The organism is Dyadobacter linearis (assembly GCF_907165045.1).
Classification (GTDB): Bacteria; Bacteroidota; Bacteroidia; order Cytophagales; family Spirosomataceae; genus Dyadobacter; species Dyadobacter linearis.
On the sequence record NZ_CAJRAU010000004.1, the window covers coordinates 332,013 to 350,541 of the forward strand.

The following is an 18,529-nucleotide window of genomic DNA, read 5'->3' on the forward strand; positions in this document are numbered from 1 at the left end:
GAATTCAAAGATAAGAAAAGCCGGACATTTCTGACTGAGTCCGGCTTTTGAGGTTAATGTTATTCGGCTTTATCAAATTTCAATGCGGCGCCATTCATGCAATACCTGAGCCCGGTTGGTTTTGGTCCGTCACTGAAAACGTGCCCCAAATGTCCGCCGCAAGTTCTGCAAACAACTTCCGTCCGCACCATCCCGTGGGTTTTGTCAACGATCTCTTCTACATTTTCCTTTGCAATAGGCTGAAAGAAACTTGGCCAGCCTGAACCGGATTCATATTTGGTTTCCGAGCTGAACAATGGCGTTCCGCAAGCTGCGCAAACATAGGTCCCTTTTTCTTTATTGTCATTATAAGGGTGTGAGAATGGCCGCTCAGTTCCTTTTTCAAAAAGAACAAAACACTGCTGGCCGGTCAGTTCCTGTTGCCACTCCTCTTTTGTTTTTTGTATCTCTCTCATTTTTACTTAAAGTTTTGAAGATATATCTGGTACCGGAAAAATTGTACCGTATCCAACTAATAACGCAGTGGCACTATTTATCGTTTAGTGAAAATGCGCCGCAACCACGAATCTTCCCGGGGCCAGCATTGATTGGGCGATTCCGGCGATCTTCTGAACAAGCCAGCCGACAGACCGAAATACAGGTTAAATGCTTTCGGGTTACCGATATTCAAAAGTCCCGTAAGATGGTCGGTACCGATCCAAAGCGGCCCTGCGCGTCCTACAAGCCCTATTGCGGGCGATCTGTACCTGTTCATAAGCGAAACCGGGACCGACAATTCGTACCACTTATGCTCAATCCTGGGTGTTACACCAATATACGATTCAGCTTTCATTCCAAATGCACCCTGGGAGATCAGATTTTGAACCCAGAGTCCGCTCACGTAGATTTTTTCTTTTACGTGATAATCCACACTTGCCTGAAATGCCATCGGTAATACCGACTTAAAATTAGGAGCAATAGGAGCGCCGCCGTCGAGCGACGAGTTGATCGCATTGAAAAGCCCCTCCGATCCTTCCAGCTTCTGAAACGAATCGTAGCGAAACTCCTTATTGACAGTACGGGTTTCCTGCTGCAAAATGTAGGAAGGATTTTTGAAATGTACGCGCCCGATATCGGTCAGCGAAACTGCTACGCGGTACAGATATTTGTTTTTGGAAGCATCCCTTTTCCGCTCGCCTTTCTCGGTATAGGTGTATTTATTGATGTTTGGCCGGTATTCGTAAACAGCCCCGATATCAAATCCCCAGCCGCTGCCCGGAGGTGCGCCGCCCAGAAGCCAGGCCGGCGAAGGCTTGATATTCTGAAAACCTTCGTCACGTGTAATCGCGTATTTGACATTGGCTTCCTGTACATTGATAAACTGGCGGCGATTTTCATAAGCCTGGTCGGGCTGCAAATCGTAGCTTGAACTTTCTACGATCGCGTGTGCATTATACAGTCCGATCAGCCTTTTAACCGTAAAACCAACCTTGATAAATTCGGTCTCATTATCGAGAGCGATTCCTCCGAAAGTCAGGGCTATTTCACCTAATCCATTGAAATGCAGCTGTCCGGACTGGTTCTGAAAAGTCTGTCCCTGTAATTCTTCCAGCTGCGCCGTTTTGCTGATCAGTCGCGCCATTGGTTCGGTAAGCTGCGAAGCATTGAGGATATAACGTGCCCGCGTAGCAATTCCGATCCCGGCCCTTCCTTTCAAGATATTGAACATAATCGACGGAAGCCGGGTATCTCCTCCTGCGTTGATGTATTTGGAATTACCATTCAACCTTTCTGTCAAATAGGCACGTGGGAAGCGTAAAACGCCTCTTTCGGTCCTGTATTGATCGTCGACCGTGTTGGTTATCAGGCTCAGAAAGGAAAATGGAGCTGCGTATTTGACGTGATTGTCGCCGGTATAAAACTGGGAACCGACAAAATTTACGTAAACCGAATACCGGCTGTCAGCCACGAAGGCCGGGTTATGGTAGAGTGCCTGAGTACCCGCAAAGTTTCCCATGGCAACGCCCGGCATATGCTGAGTCAGGCCTTTGCAGGCTGTTCCCAGTACAATGATGAACGTGAGTAATAAACTTTTGGGCATAGTCACTAGAAAACGTTGAATAAAGGAATTTTATATTAGTGTACAAAGAAAAGCGGAACTGCACGGAGTTGCAACGAATGTTTTTAGGAATAAGCGATTTATTGTTACCGGGAAGCGGCATGATTTTAGTGAACTCTGAAATCCTGCCTCAGGAGTAGTGTATAAGATAATACTAAGATAAAATAGGTAGTGTTCAATAATTCGAAAACTGCCAGCATACAATAAGTGCTTTACCGGCGGCCCAACGTCAGATTGGACGCACGCTCGATCCTTTGATCGTTTTGTTAATTGAAACATTGACCATATATTGTTTTGATAAACTCGGGTATAGACTTATTCAAATTTTGTATTGTATGAATTTTTCATTTTCAAATTATCAAAGCGAAAATTTCTTTGACGAAATGTTTTCACCAGAGGGACAGATCCGTCCCGGCTATGAACATTTGAAAAGCAAATTCGAAAATCTGACACACGAAGACCTCACGAACAGGCAGCTTGCTACCGAGCGTGCACTGCTTTCGATGGGGATCACATTTAATGTATATTCTGAGGGGGAGGGAACGGAGCGGATCATGCCGATCGATATTATCCCGCGTGTGCTGTCCAATGCGGAGTGGAAGTGGCTTGAAAAAGGGCTCAAACAGCGCATTAAGGCATTGAATATGTTTATTGACGATGTTTACAATGAACAGAATATCCTCAACGACGGAGTTGTTCCACGCGAGCTAATCGAATCAAGCAAATGCTTTTTGAAACCTTGTCTCGGCCTGAAACCGCCCAAAGGAATATGGTGCCACATTACGGGGACTGACCTGATCAAAGGCGACGATGGTACTTTTATGGTATTGGAAGATAACCTGCGCTGTCCTTCCGGGGTTTCGTATATGCTTGAAAATAGAGAGTTATCGAAGCAAATTTTTCCTGATGTATTGGCAAGAACAGGTGTTCGGCCGGTATCTGATTATCCTACCCGGTTGCTGCAAATGCTGCAACACCTCGCCGATCGCCCCAATCCGACGGTAGCTGTACTTACTCCGGGGATATATAATTCCGCCTATTTCGAACATTCATACCTTGCCCAGCAAATGGGTGTGGAACTTGTGGATGCGCGGGATTTGGTTGTTTCTGACGGTTATGTGAAAATGCGGACTACCAACGGTTTGCAGATCGTGGACGTAATCTATCGTCGTATCGACGATACTTTTATGGATCCGGAGGCATTCAATCCGGACTCGCTGATCGGTATTCCGGGGATATTTGAAGTGTATAAAAAAGGAAGGGTAGCGCTCGCCAATGCTCCCGGAACGGGCGTGGCTGACGATAAGGTAGTGTATGCTTATGTTCCACGGATCATTAAATACTATCTGAACGAAGAGGCGATCATCCCGAACGTGCAGACTTACATTTGCGGCGAGGAAGAAGATTTCAATTATGTGATCGAAAATATCGCGCAATTGGTTGTAAAAGAAGCCAACGAAGCAGGAGGCTACGGAATGCTGATCGGCCCGAAAGCGACGGAAGAAGAGCACGAGCTTTTCAGACAAAAAATTCGGGATAATCCCCGGAATTATATCGCGCAGCCTACTATTTCGTTGTCGCGTGTTCCGTGTATGATCGAGGGGCACGCAGAAGGAAGGCACGTAGATCTGCGGCCTTACATCCTGTATGGAGATGATATCAGTGTCATTCCAGGTGGATTAACGAGAGTTGCGTTGCGTAAAGGGTCTCTGGTTGTAAACTCGTCACAAGGTGGCGGGGGCAAGGATACCTGGGTTTTGTATTGACTTATCATGAACAGTTACTGGCAGGCTGTTTGTGATGAGGGTTAATGAAATTTCATTGACAACGATTTGCTAATATGCCTAAATAAATAGAATTCAGTAACTTAAATGCTAAAAAACGATGCAACGCGAGGTCACCGGTTGGTTTAGTCCGGCGCTTAACGAACACATGAATATTGCAGTTTACGGACACTACGGATTTGCGCTTTTGCTGATTCCTACCGCCGCTTCCGACTATCTGGAATATGAACAAAACGGATTAATTGAGAGTATCCGACCTTTTATTGATGCAGGGAAAGTAAAAGTTTACTGCATTAACAGTATCAATTCGGAAAGCTGGCTGAATCCATATATGAACGGATATGAGAAGGCAGTGAGACACCAGCTGTTCAATGATTATGTAATTAAAGAGGTAATACCGTTTATTAAGGAGAGTACAAGTCCAAATAACGAAATCATCGCAGGCGGTGCTTCTTTTGGTGCAATGCACGCAGCAAACCTGTTTTTCAAGCACCCGGATTATATCAACGGCATCATCGCGATGAGTGGCTGTTATGATCTGAGCGTTTACACGGACGGATATTATGATGATAATGTGTATTTCAATTCTCCGGTGCACTATTTGCCGCAATTAAAAGCGGAGTGGCATTTGTCTATGTACAGGGATAGTCGCCACATTCATTTTGTGACAGGCTCAGGTGCCTATGAAGTGCCGGATTACTCGAAGCATATCTCTGCGATCCTGGCCTCTAAAAATGTTCCGCACGAATTGGATATCTGGGGCAGCGATATGCCGCACGAATGGTGGGTTTGGAGAAAAATGCTTCCGCATTACCTGGAAACAAGATTTTGATCTATGAAAAAGGGGCAGTGTTTGGCTGCCCCCTTTTTATTAAGCTCCTTCGAATTGCCGCAGAAAGCGTACATCGTTTTCTGTAAATAACCGGAGATCATTGATCCCGTATCGCAGCATCGTAATCCGCTCAATGCCCATTCCGAATGCAAATCCGGTATATTCTTCACTATCGATCCCGCAATTTTCAAGCACATTTGGATCAACCATACCTGAACCTGCGATCTCTACCCAGCCACTGTATTTGCATACATTGCAGCCTTTTCCTTTACATATAAAACACGTTACGTCAATTTCCGCACTCGGTTCCGTAAACGGAAAGTAAGAAGGACGCAACCGGATTTTGGAATCTTTGCCGAACATTTCCTTGGCGAAGTGGTACAAAGTGTCTTTAAGATCCTTAAAACTCACATTTTTATCAACGTATAACCCTTCCACCTGGTGAAAAACGCAGTGCGCGCGCGCTGAAATCGCCTCGTTCCGGAAAACCCTTCCCGGCATAATGGAGCGGATCGGTGGCTTTTGTTTTTCCATTAACCGCACCTGAACATTCGAGGTGTGCGTCCGCAGCAGCACATCGTCTTTTACTTCACCTTCACTTTTCGATATAAAGAAAGTATCCTGCATTTCACGCGCAGGGTGGTTATCGGCAAAATTCAATGCGCTGAAATTGTACCAGTCCTTTTCAATTTCCGGTCCGTAGGAAACGTTAAAGCCCATTCGCTCGAAAATCTCAATGATCCTGCGCCGCACAATAGTCAGCGGATGCAGGCTGCCTTGTAAATGGGGAGCAACCGGCAGCGTAAGGTCAATAAGCATTTCCGGATTTGCCGCTTCTGTATTTTCAAGCGTAGCAGAAAATTCCTGAAAACGATTCTGCGCCAGGTTTTTAAGTGTATTCAATTCCTGGCCAACTGCGCGGCGATCCTCCTGGGGAATATTTTTAAGTCCGTCAAAAAGCTCGGTTACCGCACCTTTTTTACTGATATATTTCAACCTGAATGCTTCCAGCTGTTCTTTGCTGGTCACTGAGGCCGCCTCAATTTCGGATACTAATTCCTTTACCTTTTCGGTAATCATAACGCATTGATTATTGGTGGTAACGATACTCAAAATTGCCACTCCGAGCTGAGCAGGGCGACAAAATGCATTCAAAGATAATCAAAGTTAGGAGGTGCATTAAATGGTGACGATAGCTACGTACCGTTTTTAGTCGATTTTTTCCTGCAAGCGACGTTTTTCGGACTACGTAAAATTACGCATTTTGCTAAGGTCGGTTACGCTTTCTGCTTTTCGAATAAAAGGTAACTATTTGATATTAAGAGTATTATATTTTTATACGTACTTTTACGTATTTTATTTGAGGTGCACTATTGACTAATTTTGAATCAACCAATCAAACATATTAGTCATACGTTCCCATGAAAAATTACACACCATTTATCCGCACCAACTTGGTCGAAAGGACTTACAGCGACAGCCGTTCTTCAATTTCAGTACAATCAATGGGCCGCACCATCTATTTGACTCCCGACGTAATCACTTTCCTGGAAGGTGAAGGAAACTATACATTTATATATACGAACACCGGAAAGAAGTATCTGGTATCCAAAACTTTAAAATCATTAGCTGAGCTGCTCAATCCAAATTTCATGCGCGTTCACAAATCCTACTTAGTGAATGCCGATTACATCGTTGAAAGAATGGAGGATGACAGAATGCTGAAATTATCCTGTGGTAAAGAGGTAGCGGTTTCGAGAAGAAAGATCAAAGAGGTTTCCGGATTTCTGGATCACACTTCGCTCCAAATCAGCGCATAGATCTTGTGAATTAAATTAGTGGGTTATTCATAAAAACAGCAGCCATCGCTTGATCGAAGGCTGCTCGTTTTGTTTAAGGGCAATAATTAAATGATTGAATGATTGAATGATTGAATGACTGAATAATTTAACATTCAATCATTCAGTCATTCAGTCATTCAAAATTAAAAAATCTTCAACCCCAGCGTCACCTGCCAGGAACTGATCTTCTGCTTCACATCGCCACTGGCATTTGCGCCGCTCGTTTCGAATGAAGCTATATTGGTAAAGGAACCTTCCTTTCTTACGTCCAGACTAAAACTCCCCAGATCAAGGCCGGCGCCCAGTTGGTAACCGAATGTTGCCTGAGATAAAGAATTGTTAAGATCTGATGTGTAGTATTTGAAAGCATCTCTCAATTTCTGATTATCGCCGATACGGAACGAAGTTACCGGGCCAGCCAAAATCCGGAAAGGTCCGCCTTTCAGACCAATCAGTAAAGGCACATCGATATTGCTGTATTTAATATTAACTGTTTTAGTAACCGGCTGTTCCTTGCCCATTTCGATAATATCAAAGGAGCCGCCTTTTGTAGAAACCAATACTTCCGGCTGGATAAAAAGCGTGCGGCCAAACCTTGCATAAACCCCACCTACTGCACCTGTTTTTGTATTAAAGCTTTGTTTTAAATTGTCTTTCACCTCCTGGCCGTTATATCCCAGATATGGATTGCCGGCATCGTCATAACGCGTCGTAAAAACATCTCCCATGGTTAAGCGCGATAGATTTACGCCTCCTTTGATCCCAAATGCAAACCCTTTTTTCTGTGCCTGTGCCGACCCGACCGCTGCAATGCATAACAAACAAATACAAGCTACTTTTGTCAGTGTGTTCATGGATAATATCATTATTTAAGTAAAACCGGATAATAACGCCAAAAAATAAAAAACTATACCTTACCTATATTTTTTTTGATTTTGTGGTAGAAACATCCAAATATTCAGGTAAAAGTCTGCATTATTCGTTAATCAGCATATAATTATAAATTAGATTATTCTATTATGGCCAAAGCCAAGACTGCCTACTTCTGTCAGGAATGCGGGTATAATTCACCCAAATGGGTCGGAAGATGTCCATCCTGCGGAGAGTGGAATACTTTCGTTCAGGAGGTAATTGAAAAGGAAGATCCAAAAACCGCCGTTGCCTGGAAGTCTGTCAACCTGGCCAGCCGGCCGCGAGCAATTGCAGAGATCGAATACCAGAATGAGCCAAGGATCACAACTTCTGACCACGAGCTGAATCGGGTATTGGGTGGAGGTATTGTGCAAGGTTCATTGGTATTGATTGGCGGCGAGCCCGGTATCGGCAAATCCACGCTCATGCTGCAAATCGCATTGACACTTGCCAATAAAAAAGTGCTGTACGTTTCCGGCGAAGAGTCGGACCAGCAGATCAAAATGCGGGCTGAACGAATGTCCGCAAAAAGTGAAAACTGTTTTATTCTCACCGAAACACATACTCAAAACATCTTCCGCCAGATCGACGATTTCAAGCCGGATGTTTTGATCATCGATTCAATACAAACAATGCAGTCAACCTTCATCGAATCCGGGGCCGGCAGCGTTTCGCAGGTACGTGAATGCACGGCTGAATTCATGAAGTATGCCAAAGAAATGGGCGTTCCGGTGTTCCTGATCGGGCATATTACCAAAGATGGTTCCATTGCCGGGCCCAAAGTCCTGGAACATATGGTCGATACAGTCTTGCAATTCGAAGGCGACCGGCACAATACTTACCGTATTTTACGTACTGCGAAAAACCGCTTCGGCAGCACTTCCGAGTTGGGTATTTACGAAATGCACGGATCGGGGCTTCGCCAGGTCAGTAACCCTTCGGAGATCCTGATCTCCCAGCGCGACGAACCGGTCAGCGGCATCGCGATCGGTTCGATGATGGAAGGTAACCGGCCGCTTTTGATTGAAATTCAGTCACTTGTAAGCGTTGCAACCTATGGAACGCCGCAGCGAAGCAGCACCGGCTACGACGCCAAACGATTGCAGATGTTACTGGCCGTACTCGAAAAAAGAGGAGGTTTCAGATTAGGCACGCAGGATGTATTCCTGAATGTAGCGGGCGGACTAAAAGTAGAAGATCCAGCAATAGACTTGGCCGTAGTGGCGTCACTTGTTTCTTCTTATGAAGATAAATACATCCCGCCTTCGATCAGTTTCGCTGCGGAAGTAGGGTTAGGAGGTGAAGTGAGGGCCGTAAATCGCATTGAAAACCGTATTTCAGAAGCAGAAAAGCTGGGGTTCAAGAAAATCTATATTTCGAAATACAATAGCAAAGGTTTGGATCTAAAAAGAAACAGCATTGAAATTATTCCGGTAGCGCACTTGGACCAGCTTTTCATGTCGCTTTTCCTGAACTAGGATTAATATTTTGCGTAAAAGCTTTTGAGCTTGCTGGTCAATCTTTCGTAAATCGGTTTACTGAATTCCACAAAAAGTTGCTGAGGGTCAGGAGGTAACAGCTCCTGACTCTTCGATTTCCGGAGTTGGGCCGGGGTTAAGGCACGTTCGTCGCCGTTGAAAGTAGCCCATTCACACATCCAGTTATATTCTCCGTTAAACTTCTCCCGGTTGACTACTTGTTTGGTACTAAAATCGGTAATCTGCATATCCAGCAATCCGCCAGAAAGTACCGTCTTCCGTATTTGTGTAAATTTTGCAGTCACTTTTCCATATATCGGCACCTTTGTTCGGCCTACCGTCTTTTCGCCTACTTTGACCGTATCCTTGCTGGTAAAAGTCTCCGTATTCTTTTCAATCATCGTCTGGCCCACCACGAAATCGTCGAACTGAAGTTTGATTACGTGATCGGGTTTCAGGTCAATATCGGCGGCTTCTTCCGGCAAGTAGAAGCGGACGAATTTGTTAAGCCGCTTGTTCGTTTGGAGGTATTCATTCACCCGGTCCTGGAAATACTCATTGCTAAGCTGGTACCGCTTCGAAGTCACAAGTACCTGTTCCACCACCACCTTGAACGATGCCAGTTCGTAAGCTACTTCCAATTTCTTTTTGTTGTCGTTAAACTCCGGAAGCAGTTCGTCTACTTTCTCAAAATGCGCGTAGGCGAGCCTGGCATTTTCGCGATCGCCTATTTTCAAATAGCTGGTACCTTCTTTATATCGCACACTCGCTGCATTATGCCTGGCCAGCTTTTCGTCATTTGTAAAATCAACAGGAGTGACCACACTGACACAAGCAGCACAGGAGCTGATTTCGCGGTAAAGTCTGTTGAGTTTGACGTATGTTTCCAGCTGAGGTTCCCAGTGAAATATATCTTCCGATGTTTTGTGTACTTCAATCACTTTTCGGTGCTGATCGACGGCCAGCGGATACGCTTGCCTGAGTGCTTCGAGGGAAGCGCCGTGCGAAGGATTACTTTTTATTTTATCAACCGCCCGCAATACCGATTCATCGAACTCACCTTTTTTGAGCGACTTTTCAGCTGATTTACAATTGATAAGTAAGAAAATAGAGAGTAAAGTAAGCGTGAGATAGCTGAGCGTAAATTTTTTTTTCATAGAGATAGCGGAACCGAAGAGAGGAATTTGCTATCAAATTACTTAAAAAATCACCTCATTTTGGAGTGTTTCACTAAATACGCCATTAGAATAGGGTCGAAGCCTTTTGCAATATCCGCCTCAATGAAATCGATCTTGTACTGGCCGCATTTCAGTTTGAGTTTTGTGTAAAAATCGCTGACAAATTCTTTATAAGACGCTCTGACCTGATCGGGCTGTACCTTCACTTTTTCACCCGTTTCAAGATCAATAAATTCATAAGGCCGGTTTTCGAAAGCAAAATCTTCCTCCGTCTTCTTGTCCGTTACGTGGAAGAGTAAAACTTCGTGGAGGTTATGGCGCAAATGCTGAAGTGCAGAGAAGATCTTGTCCGCATCTTCCAGATTATCGAACATATCACTGAAAATAACGACCAGTGAACGTTTGTGAATTTTCTCGGCGATCTGGTGCAGAATTTCCGAAACCGAGGTTTTTTGAAGTGGGCGTTTTGCCGCCAGCTGATTTTCCAGTTCCAGCATGATCTTGTGAACATGTGAAGGCGTGGATTTAACGGCGGTCTGAATTTCTATTCCTTCTGAAAAGGTACAGAGACTTACCGCATCTTTCTGTCTTTGAAGCAAATAGGTGAGACTGGCAGCTGCCATTACGCTGAAAGTCATTTTGCCATAACTTTCTTCCGGGTAATACATGGAAGAAGAAGTGTCTAGCAAGATATGGCAGCGGAGGTTGGTTTCTTCTTCATACCGTTTGACGTAAAGCCGATCGGTTTTCGCGAATACTTTCCAATCTATATTACGGGTAGATTCTCCCGTATTGTAAAGCTGATGTTCTGCAAATTCGACTGAAAAGCCGTGAAACGGGGATTTGTGTAATCCGGTAATAAATCCTTCGACGAGCTGTTTAGCGAGAAATTCGAGGTTCCCGAATTCTCTGACTTTGGCTAAATCAAGCTGCCGGTTACTCATTGAAAAAAGTCAGATTTATTGTTTACCGCGCATTGCGATCACTTTTCCGGATTTTGGGTCAATATGTTCGTAGGATTCAAGTAAGACCATTCCTTCCATTCCTACAACCCTTACAGATACATTGGCGACGCCCTGAGTAACTATTCCTAATAATCTTGCTGCTTCTTTGCTTAGGTCGACAATCCTGTTCTTTGCAAATGGGCCTCTGTCGTTAACTCTGACAATTACTTTCTCATCATTATTCAAATTCGTCACTTCTAGCATTGTATTCAGTGGATAACTTCTGTGGGCGGCGAGCAGCTGGCTGCTTTTGTGCACTTCTCCAAAAGAAGTCTTCTTTCCATTGAACCGGCTTGCATAATAAGAAGCATTTCCGGTTTCCGTTTTGCCTAGTTTAACCTGGGCAATTGTTTCAGGCGCTGCTGCTGCGAAAGCTAACAAGATGAGAATCAGAGTCCGACGATAAGTCATATCTCAGGATTTAAGTGGAACATAATAAGGAATACAATCCTTATTTGATACGCTTTACCGGATTATTCGTGGGAATTGAATACCCCGGAATTTCAAAAGTAATATAAAAAACGAAGAACCGAACAAAAACTATGGTGAAAGTGCAAACGAAATATAAAATAGTATAAATCTCAGTCGGGGCAGCGCTAATATGTCAGCGTTTTTTTGTTCGCAGCAATAAACTTTATATTTTAGCGTTTGGAAACCTATTTAAAACTAAGCATAGTGGAAGACAGAGAGCAAATCTACTCCAAAAGGGTTAGGGCAGGAAAACGGACTTACTTCTTCGATGTTCGCTCTACGCGATCTAACGATTATTATCTCACCATTACAGAGAGCCGCCGCCATCCTCAGGGAGACGGATTTACGTACGAAAAGCACAAGATGTTTTTGTACAAAGAGGACTTTGATAAGTTCGTAGATGCCTTGAAGGAAGCCGTAGATCACGTGAAAACAGAGCTGATGCCGGAAGTTGACTTCTCTCAGTTTGAAGCCAAGGCCGACGAGGTTGACGCAGTAGTAGGGGAGTCGGATCTTAAGTGGGACTAAAATTTTTACTTTAATATAAAAAGCCTTCGCAATCAATTACGAAGGCTTTTGGTTTTTGTACTCGCTAAATGGTAATTTTGCAAAAAATTTAATTTAGCAGTCAGGAGTTCTTTGCTTTACAATAAGAAGAGTGCCTGCTATTCACTGCATACTTCTAATCTATGAGTCTTCAATGCGGGATCGTTGGGTTGCCAAATGTTGGGAAATCCACTCTCTTTAATGCCATTTCTACCGGAAAAGCCGAAGCTGCCAATTATCCATTCTGTACTATCGAACCCAATGTGGGCGTCGTGACCGTACCCGACGAGCGCCTGGAAATTCTTACCAGCCTTGTCAAGCCTCAGAAAGTAATCCCTACCATTATTGAGTTTGTGGATATTGCCGGCCTCGTGAAAGGTGCGAGCCAGGGCGCAGGCTTGGGGAACAAATTTTTGGCCAATATCCGTGAAGTCGACGCTATCGTGCACGTTGTTCGCTGCTTTCAGGATGAAAACGTGGTGCACGTAGAAGGTCGTGTGGATCCTGTTTTCGATAAAGAAATCATCGACGCCGAACTTCAATTGAAGGATTTGGAATCGGTTGACAAGAAAATACAACGTACAGAGAAAGGCGCACGCGCCGGTGATGCCAAAGCGAAGGCTGAATTGGAATGGTTGAAAAAATATAAATCGACCCTCGAAGCGGGAAATAATGCAAGAAGTCTGGAAATTGACGACGAGACCAAGGAAGCTGTGATCGGCGACCTGCAACTGCTTACTGCCAAGCCGGTATTGTACGTAGCCAATGTGGACGAAGGTTCAATGCTGACAGGCAACGAATATTCTGAGAAACTGAGAGAAACAGTTAAAATGGAAGGTGCGGAAGTAATTATCCTTTGCGCCGCTATCGAATCTCAGATCTCTGAAATCGAGGATCCGGAGGAGCACGAGATGTTTTTGGGTGAATATGGTTTGAAGGAATCCGGTTTGAGCAAACTAATCAAAGCTTCCTATTCACTTTTGAACCTGATCACTTACTTTACTGCCGGCGTGAAAGAAGTACGTGCCTGGACGATCGAGAAGGGATGGAAAGCACCTCAGGCTGCGGGCGTGATTCACAGTGATTTTGAAAAAGGATTTATTCGTGCAGAGGTTATCAAAATTGCTGATTATGAGCAATATAAAACTGAGGCCGGCGTGAAGGAAGTTGGCAAAATGGCTGTGGAAGGAAAAGAATATGTAGTTGCCGACGGAGATATTATGCATTTCCGGTTCAATGTCTAAAAACCGGATTTTGTTTTAAATAGAAGCTATAAAAAATGCCCCCAAAAAGTAAAAAACTGATTGGGGGCATTTTTATATACAAGCGAATTGGGACTAGACTTCCATTATTTCTTTTTCCTTGGCAGAATAAATTTGCTCCACTTTTGCAACAAATCCGTCGGTCAATTTCTGAACGCGGTCTTCGCTTAACTTTATCAAATCTTCTGCAACACCTTCTTTAGTCAGCTTTCTAAGCGAGTTATTAGCATCCTGACGGATATTACGGATATTGATCTTCGCGGTTTCGATTTCGTTCTTCGCTCTTTTCGCCAGTTCTTTCCTGCGTTCTTCGTTCAGAGGCGGCACAGATATCCGGATCATTTCCCCATCGTTTGAAGGCGAAAAGCCCAGGTTTCCATTGCGAATAGCCTTTTCGATCTCGTTGATGATTTTTTTCTCAAAAGGCTTGATCGCAATCGTCCTTGCGTCAGGCGTATTGATAGTAGCCACATTTTGCAAAGGAGTCATTGAACCGTAGTATTCGATCTGAAGACCTTCCAGCATTTGCGGCGACGCTTTTCCGGCCCGTATTTTACCCAACTCAATGATGAGGTGTTTGATAGCGCCTTCCATGGTTTCTTTGGCGTCTTCCAGATATAATTCTATTTCTTCCATTGTTGTATAAATATGCTATTCTCCTAGTTCGATATAAGTGTTCCTACATTTTCTCCCATCACCAGATCGTATAGATTTCCTGGCTTGTTCATATCAAAAACGATAATTGGGAGATTATTTTCCTTGCAAAGCGTAAATGCTGTCAAATCCATGATTTTCAGGTTTTTAGACAGCGCCTCGTCGAATGTTAGCTTGGAATATTTGGTAGCAGTGAAGTCTTTTTCAGGATCAGCTGTGTAAACGCCGTCAACCCGGGTACCTTTCAAAACAACTTCTGACTCCGACTCAATAGCGCGCAAACCGGCTGTGGTATCTGTTGTAAAATAAGGATTACCTGTTCCCGCTCCGAAAATGACTACCCGCCCCTTTTCAAGGTGACGAATAGCGCGGCGACGGATCAAAGGTTCGCAAACCTGCTCCATCTTGATCGCAGACATCAATCTCGTTTGAATACCATGTTTTTCAAGAGAACTTTGAATAGCCATTCCATTGATCACCGTGGCCAGCATACCCATATGGTCGCCTTGTACCCTGTCAATCCCGGACTTTTCTACCGATGCGCCGCGAAAAATATTTCCTCCCCCAATTACGATCGCAATCTGGACTCCGACATCGGCGATCCTTTTAATCTCGTTTGCGTAATTATCCAGAATGTTAAAATCGATCACCTGGGCCTTATCGCCACCATTAAGGGCTTCACCGCTTAATTTAAGTAATAAACGTTTGTATTTTGGTTCGGGCATGATTAGATATCGGTGTTTTTGCCCGTAAAAATAAGCGGACAGAGTCCAGATTACCAAGCTATTTATTGAAACTCCATTAATACCTGGTTTTTTTCAACAATTTCACCGGGAGCTATTTTAAGTGACTTCACAATGCCATTTCCGGCAGACTTGATTACGTTTTCCATTTTCATCGCAACCAGTACCAGCAGAATATCTCCCTTACTGACCTGATCTCCTTCGGCAACTGCTATGGATTGAATAAGCCCCGGCATAGGCGCCTTAATATGATTTACCTTTTTTAAATCACTGTTTTGTAGCCCCATTCCTTCGAGTAACAGGTCCAGCTTGTCTTTGGCGGTGGTAAAATATTCCGTTCCGTTGATGAGCAGGTGAAAAGACTTTTCTGCGGGCTCGCGGCTCAGTATTTCAATATTGTAGGATTTGTTTTTCCAGATCAGGTGGTACCGGTTCTCGCTGATCTGCACAATATCTCCGTCAAATAGCGTTTCACCAATCAGCCAGCCTTCCGGTTTACGACTAATATCCATTGTGCTGGTCCCGCCGGTTGCCGGGATGTTGTCAGTCACTGCATCGGTCGCAACCGTTATTTTCAGCATAGGATTTCGCTGTAATTGTTGGCTATTTCTTTAAGAATATAATCCAGTTCGTCAAATGTCATCGCTTCGACCAACCGCATACGATAGGGTTTGAAATGCTCCATACCCTTAAAATAGTTAGTATAATGCCTGCGCATTTCAAAAACACCGGCTACCGGCCCCTTCCAGCGGATAGAAAATTCGACGTGTCTCCGGCACACATCCACGCGCTGCTCCATTGTAGGCGGAGCTAGTTTTTCGCCGGTTTTCATGAAGTGTTTTATTTCATTGAAAATCCACGGATTCCCGATCGTCGCCCGGCCGATCATAATGCCATCCACTCCAAACCGGTTTCTGTATTCCACCGCTTTTTCGGGTGTATCCACATCGCCGTTACCGAATATCGGAATAGTAATGCGGGGGTTCTCTTTAATTCTTGCAATCAATGACCAGTCTGCCTCGCCTTTATACATCTGCACCCGCGTGCGACCATGAACAGACAGTGCTTTAATTCCAATATCCTGCAAACGCTCCGCAACCTCCTGTACATTTTTGGTATTCTCATCCCAGCCCAGCCTTGTTTTGACTGTTACCGGCAAATGCGTAGACTTAATTACCGCCTCCGTCATTTTCACCATTTTCGGCACATCCTGCAATAAAGCGGCTCCTGCGCCGCGGCAGGCTACGTTTTTTACCGGACAGCCATAATTAATGTCGATCAGGTCGGGGTTTACGCGGGAAGCGATTTCGGCGCAAGAGCCCATTGTTTCCACGTCGCTCCCGAAAAGCTGAATGCCCACCGGACGCTCGTATTCGAATATGTCCAGCTTTTGCACGCTTTTTGCTGCATCGCGGATCAGCCCTTCGGACGATACAAATTCGGTGTACATCAGATCGGCCCCATTTTCCTTACACACCGCCCTGAACGGAGGATCGCTTACATCTTCCATCGGAGCGAGGAGCAGTGGGAAATCACTCAGTTCTATATTTCCAATCTTAACCATTTCTGTTGAAAAGTGTTTAAAACGGCTGTTTTAAGTAGCGTTTTTGAAGCTCTTGTTTGTTAAGCGCTTATTTTTAAATTGATAATAAACTGTAAATTTACACCAATTATGCAAAATAGTAATCAGGATCTGGTGGTTTCCCGACCGTCCACAGCGTGGGGCAGTTTATTGGTTTTGATTGGGTTCGTGCTCATTGGAATGGCAGTAGGGAATATCCTGGCAGTAGCAGTTCTGGCGCTGCTTTTTTCTTCCCAACAGGAAAGTGTCACTGTAATTCTCAATCACCTGATCACAAATCCAGCACAGGTACCCAACGGCTGGAATGCATTAATGATCTTGCAGGGTACCGTCCATTTCTTTTCCTATCTGCTGCCTTCACTGCTTTTCTGGCTTTATATTGAAAGAAAGCCGGTTAGCGACATCAGTCCTACCAAGAATCCGCCTGCTATTATCTGGGCACTGGCGTTTATGCTCGTCCTCGTTTTCATTCCTGTCAATAGTTTGTTTATAGAAATGAATGCGTCGATGAAACTGCCTGAGGCATTATCCGGACTTGAACGCTGGATGCGGCATAAGGAAGATCAGCTTTCGGTGATGACCGAGTTTATCACAAATTACAAAAGTTTCAGTCAGCTTCTGATCGCATTATTTGTGGTAACGCTGCTGCCCGCATTGGGTGAGGAGGCGCTGTTTCGCGGGGTGCTGCAAACCAAAATACAGCGGCTTACCGGCAACGGACATCTGGCGATCTGGGTTTCGGCCGCCATTTTCAGTGCGATACATTTTCAGTTCTACGGATTCCTCCCAAGAATGCTGCTCGGCGCTTTGTTCGGTTACTTATTTTACTGGACAGGTAATTTCTGGGTAGCAGTATTAGCACATTTCGTTAACAATGGATTTGTGCTGGTAATGATGTACTTACGCAATCTTGGTATTATTAAAATTGATATTGAAGAAACAAAATCAATGCCGATTTTGCTGATTGCGCTTTCATTCTTCATGTCAATGGCGATATTGCGGTTTATCAGGCAGGTAAATGTGAGCAGGCAAGGGACAGTGCAGCGTGAACAGGACTTTAAAATTTAAATGAATATGGAGGAGAATTGGGTAAAAGCATATCAAAGCGACCAAATGATCAGGGCTGAGATAGCACGTGAGATATTAGAGCAAAATGGGATTCCGGCGGTTATTGTCAATAAAAAGGATAGCAGTTATCTTATCTTCGGTATGTGCGAAGTGCACGTGCCTGTCAGCGACTTACCTACGGCTCAAACGATATTAATGAATGAAGACTCGATTAAGCAAACTGAGTAATTTACAGCAAAGAACCATCACAGCGCTCGCTGGCGTATTTGTAATTATCGGTTGCATTCTCTACAATGAACTAACCTTTCTACTGCTTTTCTGCACGATCAGTTCGCTTACCCAGCTTGAATTTTACAAGCTCCTGGGGCTCGACGGAAATCAGCCGCTTACATATTATGGTACTTTCTGTGGCACAGTTATGATGTTACTTGCGTACTTGATAGAGCAGGACATTGTTCCGTTTGAAAACTACTTCATTATCAGCCCCTTGTTGTCGATGATTTTTTTTATCAAGCTCTATAAAAAGAATGATCTGAAACCGTTTACCAATATCGGTTTTACCTTTCTCGGGATCATCTATGTGGCGCTGCCTTTTGCATTGATCATCGTAATGGCGATGCGAGGCGGGCGGTACAATTATGAGATCGTGCTGGGCAGCCTTCTGATACTCTGGGCCTCGGATATTGGTGGTTATTTTGCAGGAACAAATTTCGGGAAAAGGAAGCTTTTTGAGCGGATTTCGCCTAAAAAGTCTTGGGAAGGAGCTGTTGGAAGTGCCGTTTTTGCAGCCTTTATCGCATTTGCATTGGGGCATTATTTCCGTACCTTCGAACCTTGGAAGTGGTATTGCATTGGTGCTATTATCGTGGTTGTAGGTACTTACGGGGATCTGGTGGAGTCACTTTTTAAGCGCAGTATTGCTATCAAAGATTCCGGCAGCAGTATTCCCGGCCACGGCGGTTTTCTCGACCGTTTCGATGGTCTGCTGCTTTCCGCTCCATTTATAGTCACGTTTTTAAAGTTATTTTCCTGACTGTTCCGCCTTTATATCAGCAGCAGGCAATCCTCCCGACTGC

At 44.4% G+C, this 18,529-nt stretch carries 20 protein-coding genes; 9 read left to right on the forward strand and 11 right to left on the reverse strand.

Annotated elements, in window-relative coordinates:
* Nucleotides 1-59: 59 nt before the first annotated feature.
* Both msrB and KOD92_RS15975 read right to left on the reverse strand, forming a co-directional pair.
* Nucleotides 60-455 (reverse strand): peptide-methionine (R)-S-oxide reductase MsrB, encoded by a 396-nt coding sequence (gene msrB, locus KOD92_RS15970; protein ID WP_215234577.1) that lies wholly within the window; start codon nucleotides 453-455, stop codon nucleotides 60-62.
* 77 nt (nucleotides 456-532) lie between these two features.
* Nucleotides 533-2,080, reverse strand: a complete 1,548-nt coding sequence (locus KOD92_RS15975; RefSeq protein ID WP_229254700.1) for a DUF5723 family protein — start codon at nucleotides 2,078-2,080, stop codon at nucleotides 533-535.
* 353 nt (nucleotides 2,081-2,433) lie between these two features.
* On the opposite strand from KOD92_RS15975, the gene KOD92_RS15980 reads away from it, so the two are divergent.
* Together KOD92_RS15980 and KOD92_RS15985 are read left to right on the forward strand one after the other, a co-directional pair.
* A complete protein-coding gene (locus KOD92_RS15980; RefSeq protein ID WP_215234578.1) occupies nucleotides 2,434-3,864 on the forward strand; it encodes a circularly permuted type 2 ATP-grasp protein in 1,431 nt (476 codons plus the stop codon).
* A 118-nt stretch (nucleotides 3,865-3,982) separates the two neighbouring features.
* On the forward strand, nucleotides 3,983-4,714 hold the full coding sequence (locus KOD92_RS15985) for an esterase family protein (protein WP_215234579.1): 732 nt from the start codon (nucleotides 3,983-3,985) through the stop codon (nucleotides 4,712-4,714).
* A gap of 39 nt (nucleotides 4,715-4,753) precedes the next feature.
* On the opposite strand, the gene pheS is transcribed toward KOD92_RS15985, so the two are convergent.
* On the reverse strand, nucleotides 4,754-5,794 hold the full coding sequence (pheS, locus tag KOD92_RS15990; RefSeq protein WP_215234580.1) for a phenylalanine--tRNA ligase subunit alpha: 1,041 nt from the start codon (nucleotides 5,792-5,794) through the stop codon (nucleotides 4,754-4,756).
* A gap of 341 nt (nucleotides 5,795-6,135) precedes the next feature.
* Between pheS and KOD92_RS15995 the strand changes: the two genes are divergently transcribed.
* Entirely contained in the window at nucleotides 6,136-6,534 is a 399-nt protein-coding gene (locus KOD92_RS15995) for a LytR/AlgR family response regulator transcription factor (protein WP_229254701.1), read from the forward strand.
* 164 nt (nucleotides 6,535-6,698) lie between these two features.
* On the opposite strand, the gene KOD92_RS16000 is transcribed toward KOD92_RS15995, so the two are convergent.
* Nucleotides 6,699-7,409, reverse strand: coding sequence for a porin family protein (locus KOD92_RS16000; RefSeq protein ID WP_215234581.1), 711 nt, complete (start codon nucleotides 7,407-7,409; stop codon nucleotides 6,699-6,701).
* A 165-nt stretch (nucleotides 7,410-7,574) separates the two neighbouring features.
* Between KOD92_RS16000 and radA the strand changes: the two genes are divergently transcribed.
* A complete protein-coding gene (gene radA / locus KOD92_RS16005; protein ID WP_215234582.1) occupies nucleotides 7,575-8,945 on the forward strand; it encodes a DNA repair protein RadA in 1,371 nt (456 codons plus the stop codon).
* 2 nt (nucleotides 8,946-8,947) lie between these two features.
* Here radA and KOD92_RS16010 read toward each other — a convergent pair whose 3' ends face one another.
* Genes KOD92_RS16010 through KOD92_RS16020 form a run of 3 tightly spaced genes read right to left on the reverse strand, consistent with a single transcriptional unit; the run spans nucleotide 8,948 to nucleotide 11,538 of the window.
* A complete protein-coding gene (locus tag KOD92_RS16010; protein WP_215234583.1) occupies nucleotides 8,948-10,102 on the reverse strand; it encodes a hypothetical protein in 1,155 nt (384 codons plus the stop codon).
* A gap of 50 nt (nucleotides 10,103-10,152) precedes the next feature.
* Nucleotides 10,153-11,067 carry a DUF58 domain-containing protein gene (locus KOD92_RS16015; protein WP_215234584.1) on the reverse strand — a complete coding sequence of 305 codons (915 nt, stop codon included), beginning with the start codon at nucleotides 11,065-11,067 and terminating at the stop codon, nucleotides 10,153-10,155.
* 15 nt (nucleotides 11,068-11,082) lie between these two features.
* A complete protein-coding gene (locus KOD92_RS16020) occupies nucleotides 11,083-11,538 on the reverse strand; it encodes a septal ring lytic transglycosylase RlpA family protein (RefSeq protein WP_215234585.1) in 456 nt (151 codons plus the stop codon).
* Between the two features lie 237 nt (nucleotides 11,539-11,775).
* Between KOD92_RS16020 and KOD92_RS16025 the strand changes: the two genes are divergently transcribed.
* Together KOD92_RS16025 and ychF are read left to right on the forward strand one after the other, a co-directional pair.
* Complete coding sequence (locus KOD92_RS16025) at nucleotides 11,776-12,126, forward strand: DUF3276 family protein (RefSeq protein WP_215234586.1); 351 nt, start codon at nucleotides 11,776-11,778, stop codon at nucleotides 12,124-12,126.
* Nucleotides 12,127-12,287: 161 nt separating this feature from the next.
* On the forward strand, nucleotides 12,288-13,388 hold the full coding sequence (gene ychF / locus KOD92_RS16030; RefSeq protein WP_215234587.1) for a redox-regulated ATPase YchF: 1,101 nt from the start codon (nucleotides 12,288-12,290) through the stop codon (nucleotides 13,386-13,388).
* 93 nt (nucleotides 13,389-13,481) lie between these two features.
* Here the strand turns inward: ychF and frr are convergent, their stop codons facing one another.
* The 4 genes from frr to dusB form a co-directional block, all read right to left on the reverse strand.
* A complete protein-coding gene (gene frr, locus KOD92_RS16035; RefSeq protein WP_215234588.1) occupies nucleotides 13,482-14,042 on the reverse strand; it encodes a ribosome recycling factor in 561 nt (186 codons plus the stop codon).
* Between the two features lie 23 nt (nucleotides 14,043-14,065).
* Nucleotides 14,066-14,785: a UMP kinase gene (pyrH, locus tag KOD92_RS16040; protein WP_215234589.1), complete on the reverse strand. Its 720-nt coding sequence runs from the start codon at nucleotides 14,783-14,785 to the stop codon at nucleotides 14,066-14,068.
* Nucleotides 14,786-14,847: 62 nt separating this feature from the next.
* A complete protein-coding gene (locus KOD92_RS16045; protein ID WP_215234590.1) occupies nucleotides 14,848-15,384 on the reverse strand; it encodes an acetyl-CoA carboxylase biotin carboxyl carrier protein subunit in 537 nt (178 codons plus the stop codon).
* Nucleotides 15,378-16,367 carry a tRNA dihydrouridine synthase DusB gene (gene dusB / locus KOD92_RS16050; protein ID WP_215234591.1) on the reverse strand — a complete coding sequence of 330 codons (990 nt, stop codon included), beginning with the start codon at nucleotides 16,365-16,367 and terminating at the stop codon, nucleotides 15,378-15,380. Before dusB ends, KOD92_RS16045 begins: the two co-directional genes overlap by 7 nt.
* A gap of 108 nt (nucleotides 16,368-16,475) precedes the next feature.
* Here dusB and KOD92_RS16055 point away from each other — a divergent pair, with 108 nt between their 5' ends.
* Genes KOD92_RS16055 through KOD92_RS16065 form a run of 3 tightly spaced genes read left to right on the forward strand, consistent with a single transcriptional unit; the run spans nucleotide 16,476 to nucleotide 18,486 of the window.
* Nucleotides 16,476-17,453: a CPBP family intramembrane glutamic endopeptidase gene (locus KOD92_RS16055; protein WP_215234592.1), complete on the forward strand. Its 978-nt coding sequence runs from the start codon at nucleotides 16,476-16,478 to the stop codon at nucleotides 17,451-17,453.
* 6 nt (nucleotides 17,454-17,459) lie between these two features.
* Nucleotides 17,460-17,681: a putative signal transducing protein gene (locus KOD92_RS16060; protein ID WP_215234593.1), complete on the forward strand. Its 222-nt coding sequence runs from the start codon at nucleotides 17,460-17,462 to the stop codon at nucleotides 17,679-17,681.
* Nucleotides 17,653-18,486 (forward strand): phosphatidate cytidylyltransferase, encoded by an 834-nt coding sequence (locus KOD92_RS16065; RefSeq protein ID WP_215234594.1) that lies wholly within the window; start codon nucleotides 17,653-17,655, stop codon nucleotides 18,484-18,486. Before KOD92_RS16060 ends, KOD92_RS16065 begins: the two co-directional genes overlap by 29 nt.
* Nucleotides 18,487-18,529 lie beyond the last annotated feature (43 nt).

What these genes read in the sequence shown, in the direction of transcription:
- msrB (WP_215234577.1), bottom strand. Translation starts at nt 455, where the DNA reads ATGAGAGAGATACAAAAAACAAAAGAGGAGTGGCAACAGGAACTGACC.
- KOD92_RS15975 (WP_229254700.1), bottom strand. Translation starts at nt 2,080, where the DNA reads ATGCCCAAAAGTTTATTACTCACGTTCATCATTGTACTGGGAACAGCC.
- KOD92_RS15980 (WP_215234578.1), top strand. Translation starts at nt 2,434, where the DNA reads ATGAATTTTTCATTTTCAAATTATCAAAGCGAAAATTTCTTTGACGAA.
- KOD92_RS15985 (WP_215234579.1), top strand. Translation starts at nt 3,983, where the DNA reads ATGCAACGCGAGGTCACCGGTTGGTTTAGTCCGGCGCTTAACGAACAC.
- pheS (WP_215234580.1), bottom strand. Translation starts at nt 5,794, where the DNA reads ATGATTACCGAAAAGGTAAAGGAATTAGTATCCGAAATTGAGGCGGCC.
- KOD92_RS15995 (WP_229254701.1), top strand. Translation starts at nt 6,136, where the DNA reads ATGAAAAATTACACACCATTTATCCGCACCAACTTGGTCGAAAGGACT.
- KOD92_RS16000 (WP_215234581.1), bottom strand. Translation starts at nt 7,409, where the DNA reads ATGAACACACTGACAAAAGTAGCTTGTATTTGTTTGTTATGCATTGCA.
- radA (WP_215234582.1), top strand. Translation starts at nt 7,575, where the DNA reads ATGGCCAAAGCCAAGACTGCCTACTTCTGTCAGGAATGCGGGTATAAT.
- KOD92_RS16010 (WP_215234583.1), bottom strand. Translation starts at nt 10,102, where the DNA reads ATGAAAAAAAAATTTACGCTCAGCTATCTCACGCTTACTTTACTCTCT.
- KOD92_RS16015 (WP_215234584.1), bottom strand. Translation starts at nt 11,067, where the DNA reads ATGAGTAACCGGCAGCTTGATTTAGCCAAAGTCAGAGAATTCGGGAAC.
- KOD92_RS16020 (WP_215234585.1), bottom strand. Translation starts at nt 11,538, where the DNA reads ATGACTTATCGTCGGACTCTGATTCTCATCTTGTTAGCTTTCGCAGCA.
- ychF (WP_215234587.1), top strand. Translation starts at nt 12,288, where the DNA reads ATGAGTCTTCAATGCGGGATCGTTGGGTTGCCAAATGTTGGGAAATCC.
- frr (WP_215234588.1), bottom strand. Translation starts at nt 14,042, where the DNA reads ATGGAAGAAATAGAATTATATCTGGAAGACGCCAAAGAAACCATGGAA.
- pyrH (WP_215234589.1), bottom strand. Translation starts at nt 14,785, where the DNA reads ATGCCCGAACCAAAATACAAACGTTTATTACTTAAATTAAGCGGTGAA.
- KOD92_RS16045 (WP_215234590.1), bottom strand. Translation starts at nt 15,384, where the DNA reads ATGCTGAAAATAACGGTTGCGACCGATGCAGTGACTGACAACATCCCG.
- dusB (WP_215234591.1), bottom strand. Translation starts at nt 16,367, where the DNA reads ATGGTTAAGATTGGAAATATAGAACTGAGTGATTTCCCACTGCTCCTC.
- KOD92_RS16055 (WP_215234592.1), top strand. Translation starts at nt 16,476, where the DNA reads ATGCAAAATAGTAATCAGGATCTGGTGGTTTCCCGACCGTCCACAGCG.
- KOD92_RS16060 (WP_215234593.1), top strand. Translation starts at nt 17,460, where the DNA reads ATGGAGGAGAATTGGGTAAAAGCATATCAAAGCGACCAAATGATCAGG.
- KOD92_RS16065 (WP_215234594.1), top strand. Translation starts at nt 17,653, where the DNA reads ATGAAGACTCGATTAAGCAAACTGAGTAATTTACAGCAAAGAACCATC.